Source organism: Dechloromonas sp. HYN0024, assembly GCF_003441615.1.
Taxonomy (GTDB): Bacteria; Pseudomonadota; Gammaproteobacteria; order Burkholderiales; family Rhodocyclaceae; genus Azonexus.
In genome coordinates this window covers 493,801-508,923 of the sequence record NZ_CP031842.1, presented here as the reverse complement: position 1 = coordinate 508,923, position 15,123 = coordinate 493,801, and the positions used below count along the sequence as shown (strand labels likewise).

Genomic DNA, 15,123 nt, shown 5'->3' with positions numbered 1-15,123 from the left:
GGCGCCCGAACTCAGCCCGACTGAACGGTATCCAGACGATAGCCCTGACCATAGACGGACGACAGCATCAGACCGCTCTCCCCGGCCAGCCCGAGCCTCTTGCGCAGGCGGCTGGCATGGGTATCGACGGTACGGGTATCACCCCCACCATCCAGCGCCCAAACGGTGCTCAGCAATTCATCCCGCGACAGCAAGCGACCGACATTGCGCAACAAAATAAGCGCCAGTTCGAATTCGCGCTGCGTCAGGTCGACATCGACCCCGGCCAGCATGATCCGGCGCCCCCCCAGGTCGATTTCGATGCTGCCGACCTGCTGCATGGCCGGGCGCGGCTGACAGCGGCGGAGCAGGACATGAATCCGGGCCATGAACTCCATGTAGCGAATCGGCTTCGGGATGAAGTCATCGGCCCCGAGGCGAAGGATGTCGGATGCCGCAGCCTCGTCGGTGCGCCCCGTGCAGAAAATTACCGGAACCTCCCAGCCGCATTTTCCGCGCACCGCCCGAAGCACTTCGTCGCCCCCGATATCGGGCAGGGACCAGTCAATAATGAAGAAATCGAAGCGCCGATCCCGAAGCGCCTCGACGCATGAGTTCCCATCCAGAAACACTTCGGCCTGATGACCCTCGCTCTTGAGAAGCGCCCTGAGCACCTCGGCCTGGTTCCTGCTGTCTTCGACTACTGCAAAAATCATAAATCCTCCCGTGTCACTCGGATTCTGGGCGTTTCCGCCGGGATCGACAATAACTTATTTGGCATATTTTACCAAAACAGCATGTTGTTTTACCTTTGCCAACAATGCGCCAAAGGCGGCTCCCGAGGATTTGTGAATCCTCTCGCTGCTTCCTCGCGGTAAAATTGCCCTTTACCTTTCCCGCACCCGCCAGCCATGTCGCGCAAAATTCTCGTCACCTCCGCCCTGCCCTATGCCAACGGCGCCATTCACCTTGGCCATCTGGTCGAGTACATCCAGACCGACATCTGGGTACGTTTCCAGAAAATGGCCGGCAACGAGTGCTGGTATGTTTGCGCCGACGACACGCATGGCACGCCCATCATGTTGCGGGCGGAGAAGGAAGGCATCACCCCGGAACAACTGATCGCCCGTGTGCACGGCGAGCATTCGCGCGACTTCGCTGGCTTCGGAGTCGGCTTCGACAATTACTACAGCACCCACTCCGACGAAACCCGCGACTGCGCCAACGACATCTATCTCAAGCTGCGCGCCGCCGGCCTGATCGAAACACGGACCATCGAGCAGTATTACGACCCGGTCAAACAGTTGTTCCTGCCTGACCGCTTCATCAAGGGCGAATGCCCGAAATGCGGTGCCAAGGACCAGTATGGTGACAACTGCGAATCCTGCGGCGCCGCCTATGCGCCGACCGATCTCAAGGACCCGTACTCGGCCATTTCCGGCGCCAAGCCCGAACTGCGCACCTCCGAACATTACTTCTTCAAGCTCTCCGACCCACGCTGTGAATCCTTCCTGCGCCAGTACACCAGTCGCGACAATGGCGTCCTGCAGAACGAAGCCGCCAACAAAATGCAGGAATGGCTGGGAGCCCCTGGCGAGAACAAGCTGACCGACTGGGACATTTCGCGCGACGCCCCCTACTTCGGCTTTGAAATCCCCGACGCCCCGGGCAAGTATTTCTACGTCTGGCTTGATGCACCGATTGGCTACATGGGCTCCTTCAAGAACCTGTGCGCCAAGAACGGCCTTGATTTCAACGAATACTTCAAACCCGATTCGACGACCGAGCTGTACCACTTCATCGGCAAGGATATTCTCTACTTCCATGCCCTGTTCTGGCCGGCCGAACTGGCCCATGCCGGTTTCCGCACGCCGACCAAGATTTTCGCGCACGGTTTCCTGACCGTTGATGGCGCCAAGATGTCGAAGTCACGCGGCACCTTCATCACCGCCCAGAGCTATCTCGACACCGGCCTCAACCCGGAATGGCTGCGTTATTACTACGCCGCCAAGCTGTCGGCGAGCATGGAAGACATCGACCTCAACCTCGAGGACTTCGGTGCCCGCGTCAATTCCGATCTGGTCGGTAAGTACGTCAACATCGCCAGCCGCTCGGCCGGCTTCATCACCAAGCGCTTCGCCGGCCAACTCGCGCCAGCAGCTGCCGACCTGCCAGCCATCAAGGGCATCCAGGAAGCCGCGGGACGCATCGCCGAACTTTATGAAGCACGTGAATTCGGCAAGGCCATGCGCGAAATCATGGCCCTAACCGACGCCGCCAACCAGTACGTAGACAGCGTCAAGCCGTGGGAACTGGCCAAGCAGGAGGGCCGCGAAGTCGAGCTGCACGCCGCCTGCAGCAACGCGCTCAACCTGTTCCGCCTGCTCACCGTGCTGCTCAAGCCCATCCTCCCGGTGGTCGCCGGCAAGGTTGAAAAATTCCTCAATATCGCCCCCCTCGCCTGGACGGATGCGCAAAGCCTGCTCGCCGCCGGCCACGGCATCAATCCCTACGAGCACCTGATGACCCGGGTCGATGCCAAGCTCATCGAAAAGCTGGTCGAAGCCAACAAGGAATCCCTGGCGCCGACCCAGGAGCAACAGTCGCAGCAGCGCCATGCCGAACATCAACAGAACGAAGTGAAAGCCGAATCCCCCTGGGAGCCGTTCTGCAACATCGATGATTTCATGAGGGTGGATCTGCGTATCGCCCGCATCGCCAACGCCGAACACGTCGAGGGGGCCGATAAGCTGGTTCGCCTGACACTCGATGTCGGCAACAACGAAACACGCAATGTTTTCGCCGGCATCAAGGCGGCCTACGATCCGGCCCAGCTGATAGGCCGCCTGACCGTCATGGTAGCCAACCTGGCCCCGCGCAAGATGAAATTCGGCCTGTCCGAAGGCATGGTGCTGGCTGCTTCGGATACTGCGGGCAATACGCCTGGCATCTTCCTGCTGTCACCGGATACCGGTGCCCAGCCGGGTATGCGCGTAAAGTAAGTCGGGATGGTCAAAAGGCTTGGCGCAGCGAGGAATCCCTTGTTGCGCCGCAGCAAAATCATGACACAACCTAAAGTATCACTTTAACTTAACCCCGCAATCTAGCTACACCGTTTGGGCTTTTGAAACTATCCACAAAAACTGTGGATAAGTCTGTGAATGAATCAAGGGGTTAGTCGCTAAGTCACCGTTCCACAAGGGTTTTTCTTACCCTGCCCGAAACTTGAGCTTGATCATAACCCATTGATTTTATTTGCGTAATGAACAAACCGATGCAATCTGTCAAATTCGCCAGCACAACGATAGACGGTGTCCGTAAAGCGCCCCATTACTGTGCATAAGTCAAGCCTTCACTTTGCCTTTGTCAAGACATTTTGAAGAAAACCCGGAAACCTGATCAAGGTCGGAAAAACGCATGCTCAACTCATCGAATCGCCCCCCGCGCCCGAACCTGACCGGCCCGATCTTTCTCTATGCGCTGATCGACATGTTCGGTCTGGCCTGCGTCGGCATTGGCGCGAGCTGGTTTGCTGCCGGCAAAGGCGCACTACTGGCCGGCTTCCCGTCATCGGTGGCAGAGGCCGTGGCATGCACGGCAGGAGGCGTTGTCGTCATGCTGTGGGCAGTAGCGCGCATCCTTCGCGAGCTGGCCAAGCAGGGACCGGCCATGCAGGCAAAATTCGATGCCTATGTCGGCGCCCAGCACCCCGACCGGGCTAACCAATCAACAGACAGCCGGGACAACTAGTCGGCAACCTTGCCACTTGGCTTCAACCACGCCGGCAACTCGCGATCACCCGCATTGTCGATAATGTATTCGCGGACCAGACGGCGAACGACCTGAGACGAGGTCAGATCCTTGGAAGCACAAATTTCCTCGAAAATTTTCTTTTTCTGTGGATCGATGAGAATGGTCAAGCGGGCGGTGCGATTCTCCATGATTGGCTCTTATTCTGTCCTAATTACATCATATTAACATGTGATTAACATTGACGATAAATTAGGCGCTCATATAATGCTTCGCTCATCTACTGAGTGCGCCGCATGAAAATCGCCTTCCACCCAAAGCTGCTCGATTGCCTGCCCACTTATACGCGCGCGCAACTCGGCAAGGATATCGCGGCCGGCATTACCGTCGGCGTTCTCGCCCTGCCACTGGCCATGGCTTTCGCTATCGCTTCCGGCTGCTCGCCGACCGCCGGCATCTGGACGGCCATCGTCGCCGGCCTGATCATTTCGGCCCTGGGCGGCTCGCGGGTACAGATTGGCGGACCGACCGGCGCCTTCATCCCTATCATCTATGGCATCGTTGCCATCCATGGCTTCGCCAACCTGATGGGTGCCACCATCCTCGCCGGCATCTTCCTGCTCGCCATGGGCCTGGCCCGCATGGGTCAACTGATCCGCTTCATTCCGGTTACCGTCGTCATCGGCTTCACCAACGGCATCGCCGTCGTCATCTTCCTCGCCCAGATCAAGGATTTCTTTGGGCTGCAAATCGACAATCTGCCGGCTGAATTTTTCCATCGCATCAAAACCTTGGCAGCGTATGCCGACACCGTCGACCTGCCGACCCTCGGTCTGGCTTCCGTCTGTTTCGTCTTTCTGCTCTCCTACAACCGACTGGCCCAGCGTTTTGCGTTGATGCGCCGCGCACCGGGGCCACTCGTCGTACTCATTGTCGGCACGCTGGTATCCTTCCTGTTCGACCTGCCGGTTGAAACCATCGGCAGCCGCTTCCACGGCATCCCTCAGGAGCTGCCTGATTTCGGCCTGCCCAATCTCTCGATCCACGATTTCGGCAAGCTGATCTCGCCCGCCATTACCATCGCCCTGCTGGGTGCCATTGAGTCGCTGCTCTCGGCCCGCGTAGCCGACAGCCAGATTGACGACCGTCACGACCCCAACCAGGAACTCATCGCCCAGGGCCTCGCCAATATCGCTGCGCCTCTGTTCGGCGGCTTCGCGGCGACCGGGGCCATCGCCCGCACCACCACCAACGTAAAAACCGGCGGGCGGACGCCGATTTCCGGCATCATCCACGCTTTCGTCCTGCTCGGCGTCGTCCTCATCGCCGCCCCACTCGCCTCCTACGTGCCACTGGCTACGCTGTCGGCGATCGTCATGGTGGTCGCCATCAATATGGGTGAATGGCACCAGTTTCTCGAACTGCGGCGCTACTCCTACAACTATCGGGTCATTCTGCTCGCCACCTTTTTTGTCACCGTCGTCTTCGACCTGACCATCGCCGTTGAACTCGGCATGGTGCTGGCCAGCCTGTTCTTCATCTACCGGATGTCGGAACTGACCAGGATCGAGCGCCTGCCGCTGACGGAGGAGGCCGACGAACCGCAGTTTCTCTATCCGGATGGCACCATGCGCGTCGCTGCCTGGCAACTATTCGGCTCACTGTTCTTCGGTGCAGTCAATAAACTCGAAGAACTGCTCGATCCCCGCGAAGGGCACCCGGAAGTCGTCGTCCTCGACATGAGCCGCCTCATTCAACTCGACACCACCGGACTCGAAGGCCTCGAGAATCTCCGCGACAAGCTCTTGAAACGCGGCTGCACACTGATCGTCAGCGGCCTTAATTCGCAACCTGGCTCGCTGCTGTATCGTTCGGGCTTCATCGACCACCTGGGCGATGACAATGTTTGCCCCGATCTATCGGACGCCCTCAAACGCGCCACTATCCTGCTGCCCAACCTGATGGGCGGCTTTGAAGAAGACTATTAATAAGGAAAACCCATGAGCGGCTTGCCGAACTGTCCGAAGTGCAAATCGGAATACACCTACGAAGACGGCAGCAACTATGTCTGCCCGGAATGCGCCCACGAGTGGAGCAAGGAGGCCGGCGAAAGCGCCGAGCAGGTCCGCGTCTGGAAGGATGCCAACGGCAACGTACTGCAAGATGGCGACTCGGTCACCGTCATCAAAGACCTAAAAATCAAGGGCTCGTCGTCGGTCGTCAAGGTCGGCACAAAGGTCAAGAACATCCGCCTGATCGACGGCGACCACGACATCGACTGCAAGATCGACGGCATCGGTGCCATGCAGCTCAAGTCGGAGTTCGTCAAGAAGGCCTGAAACCTGGCCGCCTCAGCGCAGTAACCCGGCCGCCCAGAGCTCGGCGGCGGGCCTGACAATTTCAATCCATGGCCCGGGGTACACCCCGATGCCAACGATCATCACGATCAATGCCACCAGCACGGCCCATTCGCGGGGCCGAAGATCGCTGGCATCAGCAACACCCGGCCGGGTAACCGGGCCAAAAAAGGCCTTTCGGTAAAGCGACAAAAAGCCGCCAGCAGCGATCGACAACCCGAACAATGCCGCCATGCCGGCCCCGGTGTGACTTTGCAGAGCGGCAATGATGAGCATGAATTCGCCAGGGAAACTACTCGTTCCCGGCATGCCAACCCCGGCCAGTCCGCAGATCAGGAATCCGCTGGCGAGCAGGGGCATGGTTCTGGCCGCCCCGCCCAGGGCATGAATATCGGTCGAACCGGTGCGCTGGCGCAAAAATTCGAGCAGGATGAAAGCCCCACCCGAAGCCACTGAAAAACTGAGCAGCAGGGACACCGCCCCCTGCACCGCCTGCGCCGAGAACGAGGCCAGCCCGAGGACCGCCAGGCCAACGTGACAGATACTCGCATAAGCCAGACCAACGCGCAGGTTGCTCTGGGCCAGCATGCCGACCGCACCATAGAGAATGGCCACCGTACCCAGACCAGCGAGGAGCCAGTGCAGATCAATGGCCGCCTCGGGTGCCAGCGGGACGGCAAAACGAATCAGCCCGAAGACCCCCAGCTTGACCCCGACAAGAAGCGCCGTCAGTGAGCCGGGTGCCGCCAGGGCAAATTGCGGCAACCAGGTATGCAGTGGCACCAGCGGCACCTTGACGCCAAAACCAAGCAGGCAGAGGAGGAAAACTGCGGTCTGGGTAGGCCGGGGGAGCGGCATGCCGAAGAGGGCAAGCAGGTCAAAGCTTGGCACCGGCTGGCTGGCGGCAAGCATGACAAAGGCAATGAGCAAGGGAATGCCACCGGCCAGCATAATAAGAAAATAGCGTGCCGCCGCGCCGCCCCCAGAGCAGCCCCCCCAACGACCGAGGAGGAAGTAAAGGGGGACCAGCGTCAGCTCCCAGAAGACAAAGAACAAGGCTGTATCCAGGGCACAGAAAACGCCCAGCGTCGCCGACTGAAGCAGCAACAACAGGCTGTAATGCAGGCGCGGGGCGTCCTCAACCGCATTCCAGCCAGCCACCAGCGAAGCCAGAAAAAGGAGCGCCGTGGCCGGCAGAAAGAGCACCGAAATGCCATCAATCCCGACCTGGTAATGAATATTCAGACTGCTCACCCAGGACGCTCGTTCAATCAACTGGAAACGCGCCCCTGCCGGGTCGTAGGCGAACAACACGGCGGTTGCCAGAAGGAGCGTCGTCAGCATGCTGACGGCGACCAGATGGCGCGTCACCCTGGCCGGCAGCAGCCAGAGCATGAGCCCGCTAACGAGCGGCAGAAAAATGAGCAGGGAAAGGAGCGCCGGGGTCATTTTACAAACCTCGCGGCAGCCGTCTGACTGGCCGTTTCGGTCAGATACAGCCAGGGCTCGGTAAAAAATCCAATCGCCAGCATGGCTACCAGAGCAATGCCGCAGACCAGATATTCCATGATCTGCGTCCGGTCCACATCGTGCCCGCCCGCTTTGGCCTGTGACAGAAAGGCCTTCTGGAAAGCCCAGAGCAGGAAGCCGGCAGCGGCGACATTGCCGAGGGCGGTTGCGACAGTAGACAGTGCCCCGAAGGTATCGATCGACGCCTCAAGTATGAGGTGTGCCGCATCGAAACCCGGCGTCCCCGGCATACCAACGATGGCCAGACCAAAACTCAGGAAAGCGATGGCGAGGAAAGGAATGCGCTCGAACAGGCCGGACAGTTCGTGTAGTTCGGTCGTCCCGGTGCGCCGGAAGACAAAGCCGACGATGAACCACATGCCGGTCACCGCCAGCCCGAAGTTGGCGGCCAGCAGCATGGCCCCCTGAATCCCCGACTCATGCAGGCTGAACAGGCCGATAACCAGCAGACTGGTGTGACTGACCACGGCGAAAGCCAGCAGGCGGCGCAAATTGCTCTGCTGGAAAGCGAGCGCCGCCGTGAAAAAGACCCCGGCCATGGCGAAGCCGACGACATACGGCTGCCAATACTGGACCGCCGCCGGCGTCAGCGGTAGGACAAAACGCATCATCCCGTAAATGCCGACCTTGACGCCGACCATGAGCGCAGGGGCGACGGCGATCAACCCGTGCTGCGCCATGTTGGGCAACCAGCCATGCAGCGGAAAGAGCGGTGTACGAACGGCCAGTCCGTAGAACAGCAAGTAGAAGGCCGCCGTCTGGAACTTGCCGACCGGAACGGCGCCGACCAGATCGAAGAGATCGAAACTCCAGTATCCGCCCGTCGCCTCGGCATGGCCCCAGCCGAGCACGACGCAACCGGCGGCAAAGAGTACCCAACCAAACGACTGGTACTGGACAAAGCGGGCCAGTGCATGAATTTCGGCCCGCGACGAAGCCCAGCGCCGCAACAGGTAGACCACCGACCACAGCTCAAGCGCCGAAAAAGCAGAAAACCACGCCACGTTCACCGTCACCAGCATCCCGACCAGTCCAGCTTCGGCCAGCAAGAGGACAGCAAACAGTCGCCCCGGCGAGATCATGCCGCGACTCATGCCATACAGGGTCATGAGAAAGGTAAGCAGGGCAGCGAGCAGCAAAAAGAGCAGGCTCAGGCCATCTACCGCCACATGGTAGGCCAGGGGCGCGAAGCGTTCGGCCAGTTGCAGGGCCGGCCGCAAGGGATCGAGATGACTGACGACGACGATGCAGAGCAGCAGTTCAGCCAGCGCAAAGACCTTGCCAAGGGTGACCGCCGTGCGCCGCTCGTTGAAGGCATAGACCACAGCCGCGCCAAACAGGGGAAGAAGTTGCAGGAAGAGGAGTAGTGGCAGTTCGGCCTGCTCGTTCCAGAAAATTTCGCTTAGTGAACCCATTCCGCTGCCCATCAGAGAATCACCACGAAAGTCGCCATGACCGCCATCATCAGATAGCGCGGCTGTTCAAGAAGGTTTTCCAGTGTCCGCAGGTAGGCGCCAGCCCGGTGCATCAGTTTCTCGGCCGTACCGCCCTTGCCGCGCAGCAGCAGGCGATATTCGATATGCTGCAGGACATCGGATAGCGCCGCCAGGAGGCGCCCCGGCAAACCGTCGGCAAGGACCAGCGGCCGCTCGGCATGGATCGGCTTGCCGCACCCGGGCTGACCGATGGCGTGATCGATGAATTGCTCCTCGAGGGCCCGCACATCACGGGCAAAGGACTGGGTCGGCTCGACTAGCAGCGTCTGCGACAGCTTGTCGAGCCAGAAACGTTGCAGGGCGATGGTATACAACAGCTGATTCTGGCGCAGCCAAGCCGGCGGCGGAGGCGGCCGCTGGCGGGTAATGACCAGCCATGAGGGGGCGACGAGGAACTGCCAGACCCGCCAGCCGGCGTGCAGACAGAGGTGGACCAGGGCCAGCGTCGTCCAGCCGAGGCCGATGGACACAAACATCAGCGAAACCTGAAAAACGGTTGCGAAAATCAGCGCCGACTTGACGTCAGTCTGCACCAGTCCACAGAGCCAGGCATAGATCGCCGTCAGCGCACCGGCCACGACCAGCCCGAACATGACGTCGGGCACCTGAATGAGCAGGGGCTCCAGGCGCAGCATCAGATAGACCCCGGCATGCACCATTACCGCGCCGTAGAAAATTGCCGAAGATGGGGTCGGCCCCTCCAGCGCCTTGGTGATCCACGCCGAGAAGGGCAGCTGGGCCGACTTGGCAAGGGCCGCGATGACAAAGCCAATGACCAGCAAGCGGTCGTTGACGACACTGATCTGCGAAGCCTTTGCCAGCAGGGTCCATTCGAACCCGCCGAGCCAGGTTGCCGCCAGCCCGAGCGCCAGCAGGAAGCCGGCATCGCCGCCGCGATTGGTGACGAAGGCGAACAGCGCGTTGCCGGTCGCCACCGGCCGCTGCCAGGCGTAGCCAATGAGCAGGAACGATGAAACGCCGCACATTTCCCAGCCGACAAAGGCGAGCAGCCCGTTACCGGCAAGGAGGACGAGCTGGATGCCGGCGAGGAAGAAACTGAGGGCAAGGAAGAAACGGTGAAAGCCGGCTTCGCGATGCAGGTAATTGGCCGAGAAACGCATGACCAGCCAGCCGATCAGCGCGGTCAGCGTACCCAACGTCAGGGAGAGCGGGTCAAGCATGAACGAGAAGCTGGCCTCCCAATTGCCGTTACCAAACCAGTGAGCCAGGCGACGATGCCCGGGGGCCCCGTAAACAAGGGCCATGCCATCAATGGCCAAAAGGAGAACCAACCCACCAAAGGCCGCCAGCGAGGACAGGCGGGCCGTCAGCGGCTCGGCGGCATCGCCCGTCGCCCGGCCGAGCAGAACACGGATACCATTGATGACCACCGCCATCAGCGGCAGCACCGGGACCAGCCAGATCCATTCAGGAAGCCGGGCGAGCATTGGGTTCATCGGACAGCTCCAAGAATGATCGCCGGCGTCATCGCCTCCGACTCCCCGGCAAACCAGTCAGCCGAGCGCGCCACCTGGGGCAGGACCGCCTTGCCCGACCACGGCAACCAGCCGCGGCGCGGGCAATATTGGGCGATGGCATCGGTCAATGGCGACTTCGACGCCAGAATGATCCATTCGTTATTGATCAGTTCCTGCAGCGGTGGCTGACGACTCAGGATGGCCGTCAGAACATCCGGTGTCTGTTCGACGACGACCAGCAAACGCATCGGCTCGTGGATTTCGACCATCTGCCAGGGCAGGCCGGTACGCAAGTCTGAATCGGCCCCCTCCATGACCCCGAACAAGCCAGTGATATTGTGGGTAATCTTCGAACCGCAGCCGAAATGCGCGTTATCGACCGTCGAGAAATAGTACTCAAGGGCGATGCCGGCACCGACGGGCCCCGCCGCGAGCAGGATGCCTTCGACGATCCGGCCGTCATCGTCGGTGGTCGGATCGTACGAAATCAGGAAGACCCGGCGGTCAAGGAAGAGTCCACGACTCATCTCGCGCCGGCCGACAAAGGCGGCGGCATTGGTGGCATGACCGAGTTCCGGCCGGGCCTGGGAAATGTCGCTGGCCCGGCCAAGCACGTGCTGACGAGCCCGCCAGGGCGTCGGCCGAACAGGGGCCGAGGCCAATCGGCGGCAGCGCTCGGCGGCATGGGCACGACAGGCCTCGGATACCTGATGCACCAGGGTATCGAGCGCTGGCTGGTGCGTTTCCGGCACCGTATCAAGGTCGTACCACTCGACCCCGTCGTCACAGGTATTGTGCTCGGCCGCAACGAACCAGCAGCTCTCGGGAATCAGCATGCCGCGTTGAGCCAGCCCGACGCGCACCTCGGGCCGATTGGCCATGGCCGCAAAGACCCGGGCACTTGGACCGCCGTGCCGGCCGGAGCAAGCCCCGCAGTCATAGGCGGAAAGGTGCGGATTGTTCTGGCTGCCCGAGCCGTGCCCAAAAATCAGGACCAGCGGAGCGAAATCGGTGGTCAGGCCGATCATGCGCAGAAAAGCGTCAACCCGGCCGACCTGCTCGGCGTCGGTGAGTCCTGCCTGGGGCTGCTCGGGGGTGGCCGCCACCGCCTGCTCGGCGGTCATCGCCAGCCGGGTCGGCAGTCGGCCATCATATTGCTCGCGCCAGCGCCGTACCGTTTCACCAAACCAGCCGGGCGCCAGCGTGACCGCCGCCAGCGATGCCACAGCCGGCAGACTGCCCAACGCGGTCAGCAATGGCCCGGCCACCGCCCGGCGGCGCGTCGCCTGATAGAAACTTTCACGCCAGAGCAGGCGTCGCTCGCGACGGGCGGCACGCTGACCCTGCACAATTTCAGTCCCAGCCTCCCCTTGTTCCCGTACCAGTTGAGTAGGTCGCACGACGATCGGACAGAGTGCCGTCGGCACCGCATCGTCGAGCCCCTGCCAGTAGATCGGCACGCCAAAAAAGCCGGCGGCGCCATAGGTGGCAATATCCGGCGCGATCTCCTCGAGATGCCGGCGGGTCCCCTCCTCACGATCATCCATGCACATGACGACCTGGGCCGACGGTCTGGCTACGGCGTCCTGGCGACCATGATTGGCGGTGAGTGCAGCAAAAAGTTGCTGGCGGTAGTGGCGCTCGTAGGCAAGCAGCCATATCTGACCTCGCTGCATCGGCGTCAAACTGTCGGCACAGGACCGCAGTGTGGCTGCCGCAGCGCTGCCGAGCGCCTCAAGGTCTACCAGCGTCAAGCCCAGCTGGCGACTCAGGGCGGCCATTCGCCAGGCCGAATCACCGGCCTGCGCCTGGCGCATGACCGGAGCGATCACCTCGGCCAGTTCCTGCCAGGCATCACGCGCCACGTGGCCGCTGCGGGACAGATCGACGAGGTAGGCAGCCTGCCCCTGCATGGCTTCGGGGAGCCAGGACTGGTGCCGGGCGGCGCGGACGACAAACTCTTCCGGACGCGCCGCATAGTAGTCAGGCAAGTCAGCCAGCGCCAGCGGTCCACCGGTCAGTCGACGCAGCAAATCCTCACAGAGCAGGCGTTCGAGGAGGACGCGCACGGCGAGAAAGTCGAGCATCGCCACCGGAACACCTTCCGCGAATCCGGGGTTGCGGTCACGCCAGAGAAACATCCCGGACCAGCCCGGCAGCTCGAGCGCCAGACGTTCGAGATAGCCATACCACTGGCCTGCATCGGGTAGCAGCCGGGGCAGCTCTTCCAGCAGGACATCGATGGGACTGTCGGGCAGATGCAGGATCTCGTCGCGAACGTTAGGCAATTCGTCCATTTCCCAGCCCAGATCAAAACCGGCGCTGGCCCGCCAGGCAGCAAAGAACCCCTGCCCCTGTGCCGGGTTGGACCAGGCCGCGACGCCAAGATCGAGGTGAGCGGCAAGATGTTGTTGCAGGATACTGCGTACCCGTTCGAGCACATCCTCGCCGGTCAGATGTTCGAGCAGGCGGCGCCAGGTCCAGGTTTTACCGACGCGGGCGCAAAGTTCGGCCCAGCCGGCCTCAGCCAGTTCCTGCCACGATCCGCTGGCGAGACGGCGATCCGCATCCGGGCCCACTGCCGAAAAGTAAGCCAGCAGCGGATCACCGCCCCCGCCATATTCACGCTGCAACCAGGCCTGGCGACTGCCATCGGGGGTCTCCTGGATACCAGCCAGGCTGGCCAGAAGTATGTCCCGCCGAGTCAGTGTACCCAGCAGGCGATCATCCAGATCGGCGATGCCGGCATCGTCAAGTGCCGCGTTCAGGTCGTCAATCGTGATCCGCCCGCTGTCCAGACAGGCGCGGAACCGCGACTCCGGCCAATAGGCTTGCGCCCCGGTCTGGGCCGACGCTGTCGCCAGCGCCTCGGCGAAGGGCAGATGCTGAAGACCATGCAGGGTGTTGTGATGGACAAAATCGCGAATCGGGGCCTGAGCCGGCAGGACATGCGTCAGATGCTCGACCCAGTGGGCCAGGCGCTGGCGGATAGGCAGTTCCTGATCGGTGCTCATCTCATGCTCCGAACCACCGAGCGACAGAACCAACACTACCGGCTACCAGATCGAGCAAGGGGGCCGGCCAGATGCCGAGCAACACGATGCTTACCGACAACAGCCCGGCGGCCAGCGCCTCGGTCCGCGTCATGTCGGGAATGTCCATGGCAGGGCCGGGCAGGCACAATCGACCGATGACGCGCAAGCTGTAGGCGGCACCGATCAGCATGGCCAGACAGAGAATGAGGACCCAGCCGCCCCAGCGTTGATAGCCACCGACCAGCGCATGCAGTTCGGCAATGAAGCCGGCACTGCCGGGCAGCCCGATCGCGGCCAGCAGCCCGAAAGCCGTGAACAAGGCAAAGCGCGGCGCCGTGCCGAGCAGCGAACCGTAATCGGCCAGATCGCGACTGTGCGTGCGCTGGTATAGCAGGCCGACGATCAGAAAGAGCAGGCCCGCCGTCAGGCCGTGCGCCACCATCTGCATCACGGCACCGGTCAGGCCGGTCACATTGAGTGTGGCAATACCGAGCAGTACGACGCCCATGTGCGATATGGATGAATAGGCCACCATCGCCTTCAGGTCCTGCTGCCGCCAGGCGAGGACGCCACCATACAAGAGGCTGATGAAGGCCAGGATGACCAGCCAGTCCTGCGTTGCCAGAAGGGCAGCGGGCAAGGTCTCGGCCGCACGGATCAGACCGTAGGCCCCCATTTTTAGGAGGACGCCGGAGAGCAGGATGGAAACCGGGCTGGGGGCCTCGACGTGGGCTAGCGGCAGCCAGCCATGCAGGGGGAAAACCGGCATCTTGACGCCAAAGCCGATGAACAGGCCGGCGAAGATCAGGAGTTGGGTATTCAGCGGCAGGCCACGCCCGCCTTCGGCCATGTCGGCCATGGCAAAGCTGTGACCAGGGGCAGCATCGTATAGGAACAACAGGGCGACCAGCATGAACACGGAACCGCCCAGCGTATAGAGAAAGAAATTGAGCGCCGCCCGTTGCCGGTTGGGGCCGCCCAGCCGGTCGATCAGAAAGAACAGCGGGAGCAGGGTGGCTTCCCAGAAAACATAGAACAGCGACCAGTCGCGGGCCGTGAACACCCCGAACATTGCTGATTCGAGGAGCAGGACCAAGATGAAATAGAGTCTGGCGCCCTCTTCCATGCGGCGCGAGACGAGTACGGCGATGAGCGAAAGCAGCGCCGTAAGCAGCACCATGGCCAGGGAAATACCATCGACGCCAAGGGCAAAGGAGGACCCGAGCCGGCGATTCCAGGCCTGACTCTCGAACATCTGTATGGCCGGTCCGACCGTATCGAACTGCCCGGCCAGCCACAGGGCATAACCCAGCGCCGCCAGCGCAAAAGCCATCGCCACCTGCCACAACGGCAGGGCGCGACGCACCGGCAGAACGGCGAGCAGAGCCGCGCCAGCCACCGGCAGAAAAACCAGCACCTTCAGCATGACCCGGCCCCTCCGCCAGTCTGCTCGGCTATCTTTATTTTCATACCCGGATTATGCCAGCGCCTCGCCCCT

11 protein-coding genes are annotated in these 15,123 nt (G+C 61.6%); 4 read left to right on the top strand and 7 right to left on the bottom strand.

Features of this window, described 5'->3' with window-relative positions; all coding sequences use genetic code 11:
- Positions 1 to 11: 11 nt before the first annotated feature.
- Positions 12 to 695 carry a response regulator transcription factor gene (locus HYN24_RS02500; RefSeq protein WP_117607807.1) on the bottom strand — a complete coding sequence of 228 codons (684 nt, stop codon included), beginning with the start codon at positions 693 to 695 and terminating at the stop codon, positions 12 to 14.
- 195 nt (positions 696 to 890) lie between these two features.
- Here HYN24_RS02500 and metG point away from each other — a divergent pair, with 195 nt between their 5' ends.
- Entirely contained in the window at positions 891 to 2,981 is a 2,091-nt protein-coding gene (gene metG / locus HYN24_RS02495; protein WP_117607806.1) for a methionine--tRNA ligase, read from the top strand.
- Between the two features lie 415 nt (positions 2,982 to 3,396).
- Complete coding sequence (locus tag HYN24_RS02490; RefSeq protein WP_117607805.1) at positions 3,397 to 3,729, top strand: hypothetical protein; 333 nt, start codon at positions 3,397 to 3,399, stop codon at positions 3,727 to 3,729.
- Here HYN24_RS02490 and HYN24_RS02485 read toward each other — a convergent pair.
- On the bottom strand, positions 3,726 to 3,920 hold the full coding sequence (locus HYN24_RS02485; RefSeq protein ID WP_117607804.1) for a CopG family transcriptional regulator: 195 nt from the start codon (positions 3,918 to 3,920) through the stop codon (positions 3,726 to 3,728). The two genes, HYN24_RS02490 and HYN24_RS02485, sit on opposite strands and share 4 nt — an antisense overlap.
- 105 nt (positions 3,921 to 4,025) lie before the next feature.
- Here HYN24_RS02485 and HYN24_RS02480 point away from each other — a divergent pair, with 105 nt between their 5' ends.
- Together HYN24_RS02480 and HYN24_RS02475 are read left to right on the top strand one after the other, a co-directional pair.
- Positions 4,026 to 5,717: a SulP family inorganic anion transporter gene (locus tag HYN24_RS02480; protein WP_117607803.1), complete on the top strand. Its 1,692-nt coding sequence runs from the start codon at positions 4,026 to 4,028 to the stop codon at positions 5,715 to 5,717.
- Positions 5,718 to 5,729: 12 nt separating this feature from the next.
- Positions 5,730 to 6,068, top strand: coding sequence for a zinc ribbon domain-containing protein YjdM (locus HYN24_RS02475; protein ID WP_117607802.1), 339 nt, complete (start codon positions 5,730 to 5,732; stop codon positions 6,066 to 6,068).
- A gap of 12 nt (positions 6,069 to 6,080) precedes the next feature.
- Here the strand turns inward: HYN24_RS02475 and HYN24_RS02470 are convergent, their stop codons facing one another.
- Genes HYN24_RS02470 through HYN24_RS02450 form a run of 5 tightly spaced genes read right to left on the bottom strand, consistent with a single transcriptional unit; the run spans position 6,081 to position 15,051 of the window.
- A complete protein-coding gene (locus tag HYN24_RS02470) occupies positions 6,081 to 7,535 on the bottom strand; it encodes a NuoM family protein (RefSeq protein WP_117607801.1) in 1,455 nt (484 codons plus the stop codon).
- Positions 7,532 to 9,031: a NuoM family protein gene (locus HYN24_RS02465; RefSeq protein ID WP_240327710.1), complete on the bottom strand. Its 1,500-nt coding sequence runs from the start codon at positions 9,029 to 9,031 to the stop codon at positions 7,532 to 7,534. Before HYN24_RS02465 ends, HYN24_RS02470 begins: the two co-directional genes overlap by 4 nt.
- Positions 9,032 to 9,042: 11 nt before the next feature.
- Positions 9,043 to 10,569, bottom strand: coding sequence for a proton-conducting transporter membrane subunit (locus HYN24_RS02460; protein ID WP_117607799.1), 1,527 nt, complete (start codon positions 10,567 to 10,569; stop codon positions 9,043 to 9,045).
- Entirely contained in the window at positions 10,566 to 13,604 is a 3,039-nt protein-coding gene (locus tag HYN24_RS02455) for a DUF2309 domain-containing protein (protein WP_205421427.1), read from the bottom strand. Before HYN24_RS02455 ends, HYN24_RS02460 begins: the two co-directional genes overlap by 4 nt.
- Position 13,605: 1 nt before the next feature.
- Positions 13,606 to 15,051 (bottom strand): NuoM family protein, encoded by a 1,446-nt coding sequence (locus HYN24_RS02450; protein ID WP_117607798.1) that lies wholly within the window; start codon positions 15,049 to 15,051, stop codon positions 13,606 to 13,608.
- Between the last annotated feature and the right edge of the window lie 72 nt (positions 15,052 to 15,123).

Bases quoted from the DNA above. Each gene is read 5' to 3' on its own strand.
- HYN24_RS02500 (WP_117607807.1), bottom strand. From the start codon at position 695: ATGATTTTTGCAGTAGTCGAAGACAGCAGGAACCAGGCCGAGGTGCTC.
- metG (WP_117607806.1), top strand. From the start codon at position 891: ATGTCGCGCAAAATTCTCGTCACCTCCGCCCTGCCCTATGCCAACGGC.
- HYN24_RS02490 (WP_117607805.1), top strand. From the start codon at position 3,397: ATGCTCAACTCATCGAATCGCCCCCCGCGCCCGAACCTGACCGGCCCG.
- HYN24_RS02485 (WP_117607804.1), bottom strand. From the start codon at position 3,920: ATGGAGAATCGCACCGCCCGCTTGACCATTCTCATCGATCCACAGAAA.
- HYN24_RS02480 (WP_117607803.1), top strand. From the start codon at position 4,026: ATGAAAATCGCCTTCCACCCAAAGCTGCTCGATTGCCTGCCCACTTAT.
- HYN24_RS02475 (WP_117607802.1), top strand. From the start codon at position 5,730: ATGAGCGGCTTGCCGAACTGTCCGAAGTGCAAATCGGAATACACCTAC.
- HYN24_RS02470 (WP_117607801.1), bottom strand. From the start codon at position 7,535: ATGACCCCGGCGCTCCTTTCCCTGCTCATTTTTCTGCCGCTCGTTAGC.
- HYN24_RS02465 (WP_240327710.1), bottom strand. From the start codon at position 9,031: ATGGGTTCACTAAGCGAAATTTTCTGGAACGAGCAGGCCGAACTGCCA.
- HYN24_RS02460 (WP_117607799.1), bottom strand. From the start codon at position 10,569: ATGAACCCAATGCTCGCCCGGCTTCCTGAATGGATCTGGCTGGTCCCG.
- HYN24_RS02455 (WP_205421427.1), bottom strand. From the start codon at position 13,604: ATGAGCACCGATCAGGAACTGCCTATCCGCCAGCGCCTGGCCCACTGG.
- HYN24_RS02450 (WP_117607798.1), bottom strand. From the start codon at position 15,051: ATGCTGAAGGTGCTGGTTTTTCTGCCGGTGGCTGGCGCGGCTCTGCTC.